Here is a 13,667-nt window from a genome sequence, read left to right on the forward strand (position 1 = left end):
TTATTACCCGAGCATTCGATTGCCACATCGACGGAGACGGCGGCGTCGACGGACTCGTCGGCTGTGATGACGGTGGCGTGCGAACTGGCCGCGAACGCCGCTCGGTCGCCCGCCGGCTCCACCAGCAGAACGCGCTCCGGGCCTTTGAGATACGCCAATCGGCACGCAAGCTGGCCGATCGGGCCGCCGCCGGTTACCAGCACTGTCAGTCCGCGGATATCGCCGGCGAGCTCTACCGCCCGGAGGGCCGTCGCGGCAGGCTCCACCCATGCGGCGTGCCGAGCGGAAAGTTCGGGTGGGATGGCCCGCAGGTGCGACGGGAATGCGGCCATCAATGGTGCGAGTGCGCCGTCGGCTTGCAGACCCAGCGCGGTCTCGAGCGTCGCCTGACGACAGAAGTTGGGTCGCCCGGATCTGCAGAAATCGCAGACCCCGCAGACGTTTCCGTTGGGGTTGACGGCGACGCGCTGGCCGACGCTCCAATCGGTCACATCGGCGCCGACGGTGATAATCCGCCCCGTCGATTCGTGTCCGAGGATGCAGTCACCTAGGTAGACCTGCGGTAGTTGTGCCGCATGAAGATCACTTCCGCAGATACCGCATAGCTCCACTTCAACGATGACTTGATTAGGTCGTAGCGCGGGCAGCGGGCGTTCCTGCAAGGCGATCGTTCGATCAGCGGTGAGCACCACTGCCGGCATTGTCATGGTGACGATTCCCGCGACAACGTCAGGCCAACGGGTAGGGCCCGAACCTGCCCCATGCAACGAAAACGGCCAGCGCCAACAGCACCGCATTGACCCCGACGTTCATGGCCTCGTTGCGGCGAGCGTGAACGACTGCCGCGCCGACCATCACCAGGACCAAGCCGGCCGCAGCCAACGGGACGAGGATAGGGGCTATATGCGTGACTGCGGGCAAGATCAGCCCAGCCGCACCGAGAACCTCGACCACACCGATCAGTCGAATGTTCGTCGGAGTGACGTCTTGTGCCCAACCTTGGCCCGAGCTGACCAGCTTCTCCTTGGGGACAACGAGTTTCATCAGGCCGCTTCCGGCGAAGCTTGCCGCCAAAACACTCGCGACGATCCACAGCGCTAGATTCATGGTGTCCTCCTAAGGGATGGTGATACGTGCTTGGTTGAGACTGGTGATGTCGTTGTCGTGCAACGACAACGAACCGGCGGCCAGGTTTTCGACAAGGTGGCCCCGCGTGCTGGTCCCGGGTATCAGCAACACGTTGTCTGCGATCGCCAACAGCCACGCGAGAGCGACCTGGGCTGGTGTCGCGCCATGGCTGGCAGCAATCCGGCTGACAACCGGATCGTTTCGAATGGCGTCATGCTCTGCCTTCGGCCAACCCAGCGGACAGAACGGAACGAACGGGATACCCCGGGCTGTGCACTCCTCGAGTACTCGCGCTGAAGACCGATTCGCAAGGTTGTAGACGTTCTGTACGCAGACGATGTCGGTGACCTCGAGCGCCATCAGTAAGTGCCGGTGCGTGACGTTGCTGATCCCGACGCCCGCGATCAGACCTTCATCCCGGGCCGCTACCAAGGCGCCCAGCTGATCCACGAACCGTTGATCGGGGACCGCATTGTCCAACACGCGCAGGTTGACCGCGGTGAGCTGCTCGATACCGAGCGTTCCAAGGTTTTCCTCGATGCCGGCGCGGAGCTGATCGGGATCGTCGTACGGTAACACTGCGCCGGAATCATCTCGTCGCGCAGCAACTTTGCTCACCAGAGCCAGCCCGTCCGGGTAGGGGAAGAGCGCCTCACGGATCAACGAATTGACCACGCCCGGCCCGTAATACTGGGCGGTGTCGATGTGATCGACACCGGCGTCGAGGGCTGCGCGTAAGACCGCGAGCGCCTCGTCACGATCCCGGGGCGGACCGTAGACGCCGTCGCCGGCCAGTTGCATCGCCCCGTAGCCGACGCGCCAGACCGTGGTGCCTGCCAAGCGATAGCGATCGCCCGTCCGCGTGTCCATCGTCGGCGCCTTCCTTAGATTTCCGGCGTCGACGCCAGTAATCGCGCGCCGACGGGATCCGCAAGCTGTGCGAATCACACCGTAACATTCAACTACATGACATATCAAGTTATTTCCGAACCGGGCGGATCCTCCGGATTCGAGTAACTTCCGCGCTAAGAACCAGCTTCAGCTCGGCGCGGAGTTGAGGAAGACATACAGGGCTGAAATCTTGTCGTCGCGGGTAATGATGATGTCGATACCGGTGTATCGCGGCGGTTCGCCTGCGGGTCCAGAACCCCAGTCAACACGTCCGCCGTTCTGTACTGCTAACGGCGCGCTATGTGGGGCATAGACATAGCTGGGATGACTGGCACGCAAGTCACCGCAGACTCTGTCGAGTGCATCGTGGCCGTGGTACTGGTCGACCGGCAGATTGACGACGCAATCTTCGGTGTACAGCTCCTCGATTGCGGAGCGTCGGCGTTCGGGGTCGCCTTCGCCAAAGACTTCCCGCAGATTACGCAGCAACAGCGTTTCGATGATGTTCGAAGTAGACACATGAAACATCATGCACCTTTACCGCGCGAGGTCGGGCGGCGAAGGCGCCGAGTCCTTGTCCGCCAGAAATTAGCGGTGTAAACATTGAAGTCCGCCGCCACACCGACGTGGCGCCTCCAGGACGAATCAGGGTGTCATGAGCTACGACTTGATCATTCGCGGTGGGCGGGTCGTCGATGGCTCGGGAGCGGCACCGCGCACCGCGGACATCGCCGTACGGGATGGACTGATCGCCGAGATCGGCCGGGTCGACGGCGCGGCCCGGCGGACCATCGACGCTGACGGCCTCACCGTCACACCAGGATTCGTGGACATCCACACACATTTCGACGGTCAGGCCACGTGGGATCCGCATCTGACGCCGTCATGCTGGCATGGCGTCACCACCGCGATCATGGGCAATTGCGGCATCGGTTTCGCTCCGGTGCGGCCGGACCGGCACGACTGGCTCATCGAATTGATGGAGGGCGTCGAGGACATCCCCGGCAGCGCGCTGGCGGAGGGGATCACGTGGGAGTGGGAGTCCTTCGGCGAGTACCTCGACGCGCTGGAGAGGATGCCACGCGCCGTTGATGTCGGCACGCAGATCCCGCAGGCCGCTGTGCGCGCCTACGTCATGGGCGACCGGGCCCTGGACGCCCCGACCGCCGATGACCTGACTGCGATGGCGCGAGCGGTGACCGACGGGCTGCGCGCGGGAGCCCTCGGCATGTCATTCGGTCGCACCGCAGGACATCGCAGCGCGAGCGGGCAACCCGTGCCGGGAACGTACTCGGACGAGGACGAACTCGTCGCCTTGATGACCGCGATGGCCGAGGCGGGAAGTGGTGTCCTGCAGGTGGTACCGGCCGGTGTTGGCGGTGAAATGGGCGGCGACCAAAGGCATTCCATCGATAGCGAGGTCGAGTGGATCAGCCGACTGGGCGAGCGGTTTCGGATATCGCTGACGTTCTTGGCCATGGTCAACGAGCAGGACCCGCACGACTGGCAGCACTGGTTCAGTGCCGTGCGTACCGCCAACGCCGCCGGCGCGAATGTGCGACCACAAGTAGCCAGCCGCGCCTTCGGGATGTTGATGGGCCACCAGTCCCGGATGAATCCGTTCCGGCATCGGCGTAGTTATCGCGCTCTGATGGATCTGCCGCTCGACCAACGCGTGCGAGCTCTGCGCGACCCGCAGACGAAGGCGCGGATCCTGGCGGAGACGCCCGACGCGGGCGATGCGCCGTCGGCCGATCAACTCAACCGCCACATGTTCAAGCGGCTCTACCCGCTCGGAGAGCGACTCGACTACGAACCGTCGGCTGACGACAGCATCGCGGCCATCGCAGCGCGCGAGGGTCGCGATCCGTGGGAGGTCACCTACGACACGCTGCTGCACGCCGAAGGCAAAGAGTTCCTGCTGTTCCCGCTGTTGAATTACGCGGGCAACGACTACCACCATCTCCACGACATGATGTCGGACCCACTCAGCCTGCAGGGCCTCGGCGACGGGGGAGCCCACTGCGGCATCATCTGCGACGCCAGCATGACGACCTATCTGATGTCCTACTGGGTGCGTGACCGCACCCGCGGTCCGCGGATCCCGCTGCAGACGGCCGTGCATCGGCTCACCGGCGATCCCGCCGCTTTCTACGGTCTCGGCGATCGCGGTGTGCTGGAGCCGGGCAGGCGCGCCGACATCAATCTCATCGACCTGGACCACTTGGGTCTGCACTATCCCGAGCAGGTACGCGATCTGCCCGGCGGCGCGGGAAGGCTCATTCAGCGTTCCGATGGCTATGTCGAAACGCTGGTGCTCGGCCAGACCATCGTCACCGACGGCGAGCTCACCGACAGCCGGCCCGGCGGCCTTGTCCGCGGCCCGCGGCCGAAGGCGACGGTATAACCGAAGACGTTGAACGACAGCACGATTGACTCAAAGCCCGACATCCGGGTGAAGTCGCTACGGTACGGGGAACTCGACGTGCTGATCGCCGGCCGCTGCGCGACGTGAGAAACGTGTGCGTCGGGCTTAGCGACCGTGGATTCGGTTAACGGCGAAATCGGCAGCTTGATCAGTCATGCCGTTTGTCTTGTAGGCACTGTGGGCGGCCCGGCTGAATCCCTGGCCGGATGAGCAGACCGGGTCCTGAGGTGTGCACAGGTCGAGCGTCTTGTGGGCGTAGAGCGGCCCGATGCTGATCGGCGGAGCGTCGTGGTCGATCAGGTTGAGAAACCCGTTGGAGGGCTTGCCGAACAGGGTGACGGCAGCGACGTGCGGCGCGACGTTGGGTGGCAACGGTCCCGTGATGCCCTCGGGGAGCGCATAGCCGGGCGGGACGCTGTCGGAGGTGATGTAGGCCGCAATGGCCGCGCCCTGTGAATAACCACCGAGAACAATCTTGGTGGCGGGGCAGGTGTTGACGATGTCGACAACCCTGTTGGCGGCGTCGGCGACACCGTCGCCCGCTTGGGAAAAGTTGAGCGAGGCGGGGTAATTGACCGGATACACGTCGACCGAGTTCCCGTGCAAACGGGATGTGAGGGCATCGGAGAATTGCTGTCCGACGGTGCCGGGACCGGGCGGCTCCATGGTGCCGCGGGCGAAAATGACCTCGACGTCGGCGCACTGTCCATCGGCGGCGGCCTTGCTGATGGCCGGCGTCGCCACCGCCATTGCGAACAGCATCGTCAGGACAGCTGCGAACTGCAGGGCCCTCGTCGTCGACTGCGCACACCATGACAGCGGCGATATGCCATAGCGGGTTGTCTCGTGCACGCTGATGCCTTTCGTCGAGCGAGGATGCTTTTTGAAGCGTATGCGGTGGAAGACTCCCGCGCAGTGCGGCCTCCGGCGTCAATGCCGTCGGTCATTTTGGTATCCCGGACCAGGGTGGTCAAACTCAGCAGCTTGCAACACCCCGGATGGCGGTCTTCATTCCGTCCGCGTCGGGCGGAAAGGAAACTGCAGGTGACCAGTGCGACCAAAAGCGTAACGACACGCAACGAAACGGCAGCTGAAGCGGTGTATTTCTCGATCAATGCGGGGGTCCGCGGTGTCGATTAGGTTTTCGCTTCAATTCGCAATACGCTAGCGCGCGGTTTTGTCCCCAACTTAGGAAAGCGGCCATGCCCATTCAGTCCGCGCTGGTGCGCCCACGACAGGCGCGCAGCGCCCAGCGATTCGCTTCCCGCGTTAAGTGCCCAACGGTCGGCCAGTGCTTCGAGATCGAAGCCACTCGCGACGCAGACGGGTGGATGATCCGGATCCCAGAGATTGGCAGGGTCACCCGCGCCAGTCGCCGCGCAGCAGTGGAATTGGCGGCACGGGAATGCATCGCACTCTGGACCGGCATCCCGATCGGATATGTCGCCGTCAACATCAAGCTCGGCTAAACGCCGAGCTTCATTTGTTGGCCGAGGTGTATCTCGGGCGTGACCTCACCGCGATGGTGACCAAGAACGCTCATCATCATGACGGTGTTGGCGGCGGTCGCCGCTCTGACGGTGGCAACGTGCGTCGGCTATTACTTCGGTCGGCGCGCGGGGTCGACGCCGTCAACCTGGCGGAAGCGAACTAGTCGGATCGCGTTGGGGAGGCGGGCGGCTGATCTGCTCGTGCTGGTCGCAGCCCGTCATATTCGGCGGCGATTGCGACCCGCACCCGTGGTCGAGCTGTTCGGGATGAGAATCCTTGCGCCACTTGATGTGCTGCGGGGTAGCGTTACGCGGATGCGCTCCTACCGAGGTGCGCCCGGTTGGTGAGGCAACGGTATGTCAACGCTTGAGGGCAAGATCGCGTTCGTGACTGGCGCATCGTCGGGTCTCGGCGCTGAGACAGCCCGGTTGTTATCTCGCCGGGGCGCAACGGTTTTCGGTATAGGCCGAGACGCCTCGCGGTTGGCCGAGGTTTTCGGCGACGTCGAAAAGGGCTCACACGCATCGGTGGACATCGCAGCGGCGCAAGCCTGTAAAGATGCGATCGAACAGTGCGTCCGCGAATTGGGCGGCCTGGATGTGTTGATCAACATCGCTGGGCGACACCAGATGCGACGTACGGAGTCGATGACCGACGACGAGTGGACACAAGATCTAGCGGTCAACCTGAACGGGCCGTTCCAGTTGTGCAGGGCCGCGTTGCCCTATCTGCTGGAGCGAGGCGGCAACATCGTCAACGTCAGCTCGATTGCCGGCGTTGAAGGCCAGGCCTATTCGGCCGGCTACTGTGCTGCCAAGCACGGCTTGATCGGGCTCACCCGGGCGTTGGCAGTCGAGTACACGGCGGATCGCTTGCGCGTCAATGCGGTTTGCCCCGGCGGCATGCTGACACCGCAGATCGAGCAGTTCACCGCACCCGAGAACCCGAACTACGACCTGATCATGCGCACAGCCTCACCGCGCGGCATGATGCAGCCCCTCGATGTGGCGAACGTGATCGCATTCCTGGCCAGCGACGATGCAGCCGCGATTCACGGCGCCGTCTATCGGGTCGACAACGGCAAAGGCGCCGGTTAGGCGGTCACGAGCCGGTGAAGCGCGGCTCCCGCCGCTCGGCGGTCGCGGAGACGCCCTCAACGAAGTCCGCTGTCGCCGCGAGCTTGATCTGCTCGGCTTGTTCCAACGCGGTGGCCGCGCGCACGCGATCGGCGAGATCGCCACGCAACGTCTGGCGAATCGATACCACTGCGAGCGGCGCGCTGGCAGCCACCTTGGCGGCCAAGGCATGCGCGCCCGACCGCACGTCGCCGTCGGCTGTCAGACGGTCGCACAAGCCGATGCTCGCCGCTTCTTCCCCTGGCACCTCACGGCCGGTGTACAGCAGGTCTTGAGCGCGTTGCGACCCGATGACCGCCGGCAGCGTGACAGTGATCCCGAATCCCTGGTGCAAACCGAGTCGGCTGAAATTCGCAACGAAGCGGGTGGACGGGCCGGCCACCCGGAAGTCGGCAACCAGCGCCAACCCGAGGCCGCCGCCCACCGCCGCACCTTGTACGGCCGCGACGATCGGTGTGCGGGCCGCGAACAGACGCGCCGCCTCCTCGTACAGCGACCCTGCGGACGCCTCCACCGTCGGCTCGCTGCCACGCAGCGCGCCCGCCAGGTCCGCACCCGCGCAGAAGTGCCGGCCCGACGAGCAGAGCACGATCGCCCGCGCGTCACCGTCGGCGTCAAGGCGTTCGAAGGTATCGGCCAACCCGGCGATGAGGGCGGCATCGAAATGGTTGCGTGCGCCATTCTCGAACTCGACCGTGGCAACGTGGTCGGCGGACACGTCGACGCGTATCTGATGGGTCATGATTGGTCGTCAGGAAGCTCGCGCCGACCAGGTGAAGCTCTGCATCTCGGGAATGCGAGACGTGAGCAGTGCGGCGACGCTGCGGCCGATCCGATCAGCGGTCGCCAGCGATATGTCGGAATCCAAGAACCCTTCTACCTCGACGCGCAGCGTTCGTCCCGTCCAGCGGGCGCGGGCATGCGCGTGCAGAACACCGGGCACTTCGACGGCAGCGGTCTCGGCGGTCGTGACGATCTCGGGGTCGACGCCATCGAGAAGGCGGTGGGCGATGTCCGCCGTCACTTCCCAGCCGACATGACAAATGAATCCGGTGACGACGATTCCTGCCACCGCGTCAGCCCACGCCCAGCCGAGGGCCACCCCGATCAGGCCGAGCATCGCGCCCGCCGATGACAACGCATCCAGCCATGAGTGCTTGGCATCGGCCACCATGGTGGCCGACCGAATTCGCCTGCCCACAGTCAGTTTGTATCTCGCCACCAGTTGGTTGCCCGCGATTCCCGCCGCCGCGGCGGCGATGCCCCAGCCGACGTGACCCGTGCTGCCGTGACGCAACAGCTTACTGACACTTTCGAACCCGGCGACCACGGCACTACCCCAAATCACCAGTGCCACACCGATTCCAGCGAGGTCTTCGGCGCGCTCGTAACCGTACGGGTAACGCTCGGTGGGAAGGTGGCGTGATGCCCGAAATCCGACGAACACCAGGGCGCTGGTCGAGACATCCGACAGGTTGTGCAACGCGTCGCCCAGCAGCGCCACCGAACCTGACACCAATGCGATCGACAATTCGATGAGCCCGGTTACGGCCAGTCCCACGGCGCTGATGGCAACCGCGCGGTTCGCCTGCCGGCGTTCGTCCGCATCGTCGGTAGCGATGTCGAGCGGGAAACTTGTCGCGGGGTCGCGGACCCCGTTGATCTGATGCATAGCGGTAAGCATGCCTGCCACCGGCAGTATCGCCAAGACTTGACCGCATCGACCGCTTGACCTGAAGCGTGGTTAAGGTTCTACCGTCGTAGCCATGTCACAAACCACCATCGCGTCGGGCAGCCGCTGGCCTGAGGAATTGAACACAATCGGCGCACTCCGATTCGCCCGGCGCTCGGCACATTTCGACGAAACAGTCAGCTTCTACCGCGAGCTGGTCGGCCTTCCACTGTGCGACACATTCGGCGAGAGCTATGGCAGCAACGGGGCGATATTCGGCCTACCTGGATCGAGTCTCACCTTCGAGATCGTGGAGGCCGTCGAACCGGTGGCGGTGGATAGTCATGAGCAGCTATGCCTGTACTTTCCCGATACTGCGGGCCAGCAACGAGCGACCGCGCGGCTCGTGGCGGCAGGGGTAAAACCCGTTGAATCACATCCATATTGGGCGGCAACCGGCTCGGTCACCTATCGCGATCCGGACGGTCGCGAGGTGGTATTCGCACCGTTTGTCTTCGGTGTCAATGAACCTGCGGAGGGCGCCGCATCGGGCGAGCATTGGACCGCCTCTTAGAAACGCGGAAGGCCACCGGGGTCGGGTCCACCGGTGGCCGTCCTCTGCGCTGGATCGTTGTGATTACTTCTTGAAGGCGTCCTTCACGTGCTCGGCGGCATCCTTGACACTGGCCTTGGCCTGGTCGAGCTTGCCTTCGGCGCGAGTCTTGTCATCGCCCGTCGCCTTGCCGAGACCTTCTTTGGCCTTGCCGGCGATGTCGTCGATCTTGTTGCTCACTTTGTCGTGGGCTCCCATGCGCTTCAGCTCCTTTGCTCGGGGCACTGCTGCCTCGCGTCGGGATGTCTACCCGCGTCGACCGACGGCCAAACCAGATATGCGAGATTGGCACTATGCGGGTCGCGATCCTCGATGACTACCAGAACGTCGCGTTGAGCATGGCCGACTGGTCCGACGTGGCCTCCCGGGCCGAGATCACCGTGTTCAATGACCACCTCGCCGACCCAGACGCCGTCGTTGAGCGGCTGGCGCCGTTCGACGTGGTGTGCGTCATGCGAGAGCGCACACCGTTGCCGCGCGATGTCATCGAGCGCCTGCCGCGGCTGAAGATGATCGCCTCGACCGGGCCGTTCAACGCCGCCGTCGACGTCGCGGCCGCCAAGGAACGCGGCATCTACGTGAGCACCACCGGTGGCTACGTGGAGTCGACGGTCGAGCTCACCTGGGCGCTGATCCTTGCCGCCGCCCGCCGGATCGTCGACGAGTCCGAGTCGGTGCGCGCCGGCGGCTGGCAAACTTCCGTCGGCCCGCAGCTGGGCGGCACCTTGCTGGGCGTGCTCGGACTGGGACGCATCGGCAGCCGAGTGGCCCAAGTGGGCAAGGCATTCGGCATGGACATCATCGCGTGGAGCGCGAACCTGACACCCGAAACCGCCGAACAAGCCGGGGCGACCTACGTGTCGAAAGACGAATTGTTCAGCCGCGCAGACGTCTTGACCATCCATCTGGTGCTCAGCGAGCGCTCTCGTGGCCTGGTCGGCAGCGCCGAGTTGGCTCTGATGAAGCCGACGGCGTTGCTAGTCAACACATCTCGAGGACCGATTGTCGACGAGTCGGCTCTCGTCGAGGCTTTACAGTCGCAGCGACTTGGCGGCGCAGGGCTCGACGTCTTCGACGTCGAGCCGTTGCCTGCCGGGCACCCGCTGCGATCGCTGGACAACGTGGTCGCCACGCCGCACATCGGTTACGTCGCCGAGCAGGTCTATCGGGTCTTCTACGGCGAGTCTGCGACCAAGATCGGTCGTTGGCTCAGCCAGAGCAGCTGACTTCGACGCACGGTGCCGCGACCACCACGAGTCGAGGAGGCCGAGGAGCGCTGACACCGCTGCGGCGAGCGCCCAGCCCAGCAAGATGTCGACAACGAAATGCTCGGCCGAATACACCAGCACGAAGGCCATCGCCAGCGGGTACGCCACCAGTAGCGGACGCCAGCCGCGCTTGACCCGCCGCCACAGGAAGATCGAAATCATCGCGGTCAACGCGGCGTGCAGCGAAGGAATCGCGGCGACCAGATTGACGCTGGCCTGTCCGGAGTTGACCAGCGCGCCGGCCGACTGCAGATGCAGCGTGCCCCAACCGCGGGTGGAAATTCGCTCCACGAATTGGTGAGCACCCGGTTGGCTCATATGCACAGCTCCCAGCAGTCCGCCGTCGGGAACGCCTGCGGCGCCGCGGTACATGCATGGCGGGTTCGACGGGCCGCTGGCGATGTCGGCGGCTGTGCAACGCGCGGCCGCCCACGGCGGGGCCGCCGGTACGACCACGTAGACGGCGACCGCTGCGAACGACAGCGCAACGAACCGACGGACGAACGCCGCCCAGTCGGTCCGGTTGTACAGCCACAGCACGCCGGCGACCGCGTACGGCAGGATGAAAAACGACATGTAAATGCTGCTGATGATCACTTCCCACCACGGGGGCTGCGGCATCTTGATGCGCTCTTGCAGCCACACCGTCGGGACGGTGCCGAAGAACAACCGTCGATCGGCATCGGGTTGGAATCGCCAGAGCGCGGGCGCGCCGAGCATGTCAGCCGCACCACGACTGAGGTCGTAGAGCACCAACACGAGTGCGAAAGGCAGCCAATCGCGCAGGACCGTGATCGCCTTGTGCCCGCGGCCGATGCTCGCGGCGATCAGCCCGGTAGCGATGTACAGCAGCAGCAGTTCGCGGTTGAACGCGACCCCATCCGTCACGGTTCGGTAGGTGACCGCCAGCGCCCACGCGCTGACGGCGACGCGCCGCGCCCAGGTGAGCCTGACTCCGTGGCTGGCCGCATCGGACTTGTCGGCGGAATGGGGTGGCGGCGAAGCCGCGGTGGACGGCCGACTGGGGCGTCGGCGCCCAGCAGGTTCGGTCTGTGGGTCGCGCTTGAACAGCCGGACCCGGCGATCGGTTATTACTGCCACCAGTCCAACCTTATCCTTTGCCGACCGTTTTCCATCCGTTCATTCTCGCGGCGATTTGCATTCAAGCTAATAAATCAGCCAAACACGCTGTAAGCGAAGGGCTTTACCGCATCCTTAGCGCGGTACTGCGGGTGTCTATGTGGCGGCTGTGAATTCGAGGCCTCGCCGACTCACTCGTGAAGGTGCATCAGAGCCAGAACGCTCCACTGTCGTTGCACCTTCCGCTCTTGCGCGGTGGAGATCATGCCGGATGGTGCGAACATTTTCGACGGCACCGGATCCTCTTCAGTCAGGCGTATGCCACCCCCGCGAAGTGTCCTGAATACCAACACAATTGCGGCCAGTACCACGATCACCACGACTGCCGCGAAGAGGACCGACAGCGTGCCCTGGATGAATGTGTTCCTGATGACATCGGCCAGCTGATCCTTCGTTTTCGCCGACCCGAACGCCGTCTTACCCGACGCTTGGGCGGCGGCGTACCGGAAGTGTTGGGTCCAGTAGCCGACGTTGGGATCGGCAGAGAAGACCTTCTGCCACGACGCGGTCAGCGTGACCGTCAGATCCCACAGCAACGCAATCCCCGGAATCCACACCCACTTCAGATAGCCCTTCTTGATGACCACCACCGTGACGACGGTCAGCGCGATCGCGGCCAGCAATTGATTGGCGATGCCGAACAGCGGGAACAGCGTGTTGATGCCGCCCAGCGGGTCGGTCACGCCCATCAACAGGATGCTGCCCCACGCGGCGGCCACCGCCAAGCTGCAGATCCATACGCCCGGGCGCCAACTCGGATTTCGCAATTTCCTGAGCGGGCCGCCGAGGTTCCCGAGTGCGTCGGACAGCATGAAGCGCGCGACCCTGGTGCCCGCGTCGACCGCAGTCAGTATGAACAGCGCCTCGAACATGATCGCGAAGTGATACCAGAACGCCTTCAGGCCCGAGCCGCCCAAAATCCGTTGCAGCACTTCGGACATGCCGATCGCAAGCGTCGGTGCGCCGCCGGTGCGCGACACGAGCGACTTCTCGTCCACGCTGGTAGCGGCTTCATTCAGCTCGGCCGCAGTTACCGGCGATCCCGACAGACCAAGGTGATTGACGTAATCGGCGGCGGTGGCCGCGGAGCCGCCGGTGCGAGCTACCGGTGCGTTAAGGGTGAAATACAGATGCTGGTCGAGGATTGCGGCGCTGATCAATGCCATCACCGCGACAAACGACTCGGTGAGCATGCCGCCGTAGCCGATCAGCCGCATCTGGCTTTCCTTCTCCAGCAGCTTCGGCGTGGTGCCCGAGGAGATCAGCGCGTGGAATCCCGACAGCGCGCCGCACGCGATGGTGATGAACAGAAACGGAAACAGCGACCCAGCGAACACCGGCCCATCACCGTGAGTGGCGAAGTGCGAGACCGCCGGTGCGCTGATGACCGGGTGCGCGATGCAGATTCCGGCCGCCAGTAAGGCGATGGCTCCGATCTTCATGAACGTCGACAGGTAATCGCGTGGCGCGAGCAGCAACCAAACCGGTAGCACCGACGCAACGAATCCGTAGCCGACAATCAGCCATGACACCGTCACCGGCGACAGATTGAACCACGATGCGCCCCAAGTTGATTCGCCGACGGCATCGCCGGACGCGACGGCGAGCATCAAAAGCACGAAGCCGACCACGGATACTTCCGCTACCCGCCCGGGTCGCAGGAACCGCAGATAGCAGCCCATGAACAAGGCAATCGGGATCGTCATCGCGATGGAGAACACGCCCCAGGGGCTTTGCGCCAATGCTCGCACCACCACCAGCGCGAGCACCGCGATGATGATCACCATGATGACGAAGGTCCCGACCAGAGCGGCAGCACCGCCGACGGCGCCGAGCTCGTCGCGGGCCATCTGACCTAGCGAGCGGCCGCGGCGCCGGGTGGAGATCGACAGCACCAGGT

15 protein-coding genes and 1 pseudogene are annotated in these 13,667 nt (G+C 64.3%); 6 read left to right on the forward strand and 10 right to left on the reverse strand.

Annotation, left to right across the window (positions count from 1 at the left end; all coding sequences use genetic code 11):
• From WAN02_RS29360 to WAN02_RS29375, 4 genes are all read right to left on the reverse strand, one after another.
• A partial coding sequence (locus WAN02_RS29360) for a zinc-dependent alcohol dehydrogenase (RefSeq protein WP_422268903.1) occupies positions 1–707 on the reverse strand: 707 nt, incomplete at its 3' end.
• A 22-nt stretch (positions 708–729) separates the two neighbouring features.
• Entirely contained in the window at positions 730–1,107 is a 378-nt protein-coding gene (locus WAN02_RS29365) for a DoxX family protein (RefSeq protein ID WP_422268904.1), read from the reverse strand.
• A gap of 9 nt (positions 1,108–1,116) precedes the next feature.
• Positions 1,117–1,998 carry an oxidoreductase gene (locus tag WAN02_RS29370; protein WP_422268905.1) on the reverse strand — a complete coding sequence of 294 codons (882 nt, stop codon included), beginning with the start codon at positions 1,996–1,998 and terminating at the stop codon, positions 1,117–1,119.
• Between the two features lie 168 nt (positions 1,999–2,166).
• Positions 2,167–2,538 (reverse strand): nuclear transport factor 2 family protein, encoded by a 372-nt coding sequence (locus tag WAN02_RS29375; protein WP_422268906.1) that lies wholly within the window; start codon positions 2,536–2,538, stop codon positions 2,167–2,169.
• 136 nt (positions 2,539–2,674) lie between these two features.
• Between WAN02_RS29375 and WAN02_RS29380 the strand changes: the two genes are divergently transcribed.
• Entirely contained in the window at positions 2,675–4,426 is a 1,752-nt protein-coding gene (locus WAN02_RS29380) for an N-acyl-D-amino-acid deacylase family protein (protein WP_422268907.1), read from the forward strand.
• 126 nt (positions 4,427–4,552) lie between these two features.
• On the opposite strand, the gene WAN02_RS29385 is transcribed toward WAN02_RS29380, so the two are convergent.
• A complete protein-coding gene (locus WAN02_RS29385) occupies positions 4,553–5,209 on the reverse strand; it encodes a cutinase family protein (RefSeq protein WP_422268915.1) in 657 nt (218 codons plus the stop codon).
• Between the two features lie 569 nt (positions 5,210–5,778).
• Here WAN02_RS29385 and WAN02_RS29390 point away from each other — a divergent pair.
• The 3 genes from WAN02_RS29390 to WAN02_RS29400 all read left to right on the forward strand — a co-directional run bounded on the left by WAN02_RS29390 (position 5,779) and on the right by WAN02_RS29400 (position 7,035).
• Positions 5,779–5,916 carry a long chain fatty acid-CoA synthetase Faa4p gene (locus WAN02_RS29390; protein WP_325690446.1) on the forward strand — a complete coding sequence of 46 codons (138 nt, stop codon included), beginning with the start codon at positions 5,779–5,781 and terminating at the stop codon, positions 5,914–5,916.
• A gap of 78 nt (positions 5,917–5,994) precedes the next feature.
• On the forward strand, positions 5,995–6,285 hold the full coding sequence (locus WAN02_RS29395) for a hypothetical protein (RefSeq protein WP_422268908.1): 291 nt from the start codon (positions 5,995–5,997) through the stop codon (positions 6,283–6,285).
• Between the two features lie 9 nt (positions 6,286–6,294).
• Positions 6,295–7,035, forward strand: coding sequence for an SDR family NAD(P)-dependent oxidoreductase (locus tag WAN02_RS29400; RefSeq protein ID WP_422268909.1), 741 nt, complete (start codon positions 6,295–6,297; stop codon positions 7,033–7,035).
• A 4-nt stretch (positions 7,036–7,039) separates the two neighbouring features.
• Here the strand turns inward: WAN02_RS29400 and WAN02_RS29405 are convergent, their stop codons facing one another.
• Together WAN02_RS29405 and WAN02_RS29410 are read right to left on the reverse strand one after the other, a co-directional pair.
• Positions 7,040–7,816, reverse strand: a complete 777-nt coding sequence (locus WAN02_RS29405) for an enoyl-CoA hydratase/isomerase family protein (protein ID WP_422268910.1) — start codon at positions 7,814–7,816, stop codon at positions 7,040–7,042.
• 9 nt (positions 7,817–7,825) lie between these two features.
• Positions 7,826–8,746 carry a cation diffusion facilitator family transporter gene (locus WAN02_RS29410; protein WP_422268911.1) on the reverse strand — a complete coding sequence of 307 codons (921 nt, stop codon included), beginning with the start codon at positions 8,744–8,746 and terminating at the stop codon, positions 7,826–7,828.
• 94 nt (positions 8,747–8,840) lie between these two features.
• Here WAN02_RS29410 and WAN02_RS29415 point away from each other — a divergent pair, with 94 nt between their 5' ends.
• Complete coding sequence (locus tag WAN02_RS29415; RefSeq protein ID WP_422268912.1) at positions 8,841–9,320, forward strand: VOC family protein; 480 nt, start codon at positions 8,841–8,843, stop codon at positions 9,318–9,320.
• Positions 9,321–9,383: 63 nt separating this feature from the next.
• Here WAN02_RS29415 and WAN02_RS29420 read toward each other — a convergent pair whose 3' ends face one another.
• Positions 9,384–9,557 carry a CsbD family protein gene (locus tag WAN02_RS29420; RefSeq protein WP_422268913.1) on the reverse strand — a complete coding sequence of 58 codons (174 nt, stop codon included), beginning with the start codon at positions 9,555–9,557 and terminating at the stop codon, positions 9,384–9,386.
• A 140-nt stretch (positions 9,558–9,697) separates the two neighbouring features.
• Here WAN02_RS29420 and WAN02_RS29425 point away from each other — a divergent pair.
• A pseudogene (locus WAN02_RS29425) lies at positions 9,698–10,444 on the forward strand (D-2-hydroxyacid dehydrogenase family protein); the annotation flags it as partial.
• Here WAN02_RS29425 and WAN02_RS29430 read toward each other — a convergent pair.
• Positions 10,391–11,698 (reverse strand): phosphatase PAP2 family protein, encoded by a 1,308-nt coding sequence (locus WAN02_RS29430; protein ID WP_422268916.1) that lies wholly within the window; start codon positions 11,696–11,698, stop codon positions 10,391–10,393. The pseudogene WAN02_RS29425 and the gene WAN02_RS29430 sit on opposite strands and share 54 nt — an antisense overlap.
• Before the next feature lie 200 nt (positions 11,699–11,898).
• A partial coding sequence (locus WAN02_RS29435) for a carbon starvation CstA family protein (RefSeq protein WP_422268914.1) occupies positions 11,899–13,667 on the reverse strand: 1,769 nt, incomplete at its 5' end.

The sequence above is a fragment of the Mycobacterium sp. genome (assembly GCF_049281135.1).
GTDB lineage: Bacteria > Actinomycetota > Actinomycetes > Mycobacteriales > Mycobacteriaceae > Mycobacterium.

Excerpts from the sequence above, each read along its gene's own strand:
- WAN02_RS29370 (WP_422268905.1), bottom strand. The coding sequence starts at position 1,998 with ATGGACACGCGGACGGGCGATCGCTATCGCTTGGCAGGCACCACGGTC.
- WAN02_RS29390 (WP_325690446.1), top strand. The coding sequence starts at position 5,779 with ATGATCCGGATCCCAGAGATTGGCAGGGTCACCCGCGCCAGTCGCCGC.
- WAN02_RS29380 (WP_422268907.1), top strand. The coding sequence starts at position 2,675 with ATGAGCTACGACTTGATCATTCGCGGTGGGCGGGTCGTCGATGGCTCG.
- WAN02_RS29420 (WP_422268913.1), bottom strand. The coding sequence starts at position 9,557 with ATGGGAGCCCACGACAAAGTGAGCAACAAGATCGACGACATCGCCGGC.
- WAN02_RS29410 (WP_422268911.1), bottom strand. The coding sequence starts at position 8,746 with ATGCATCAGATCAACGGGGTCCGCGACCCCGCGACAAGTTTCCCGCTC.
- WAN02_RS29405 (WP_422268910.1), bottom strand. The coding sequence starts at position 7,816 with ATGACCCATCAGATACGCGTCGACGTGTCCGCCGACCACGTTGCCACG.
- WAN02_RS29400 (WP_422268909.1), top strand. The coding sequence starts at position 6,295 with ATGTCAACGCTTGAGGGCAAGATCGCGTTCGTGACTGGCGCATCGTCG.
- WAN02_RS29415 (WP_422268912.1), top strand. The coding sequence starts at position 8,841 with ATGTCACAAACCACCATCGCGTCGGGCAGCCGCTGGCCTGAGGAATTG.
- WAN02_RS29385 (WP_422268915.1), bottom strand. The coding sequence starts at position 5,209 with ATGCTGTTCGCAATGGCGGTGGCGACGCCGGCCATCAGCAAGGCCGCC.
- WAN02_RS29395 (WP_422268908.1), top strand. The coding sequence starts at position 5,995 with ATGACGGTGTTGGCGGCGGTCGCCGCTCTGACGGTGGCAACGTGCGTC.
- WAN02_RS29365 (WP_422268904.1), bottom strand. The coding sequence starts at position 1,107 with ATGAATCTAGCGCTGTGGATCGTCGCGAGTGTTTTGGCGGCAAGCTTC.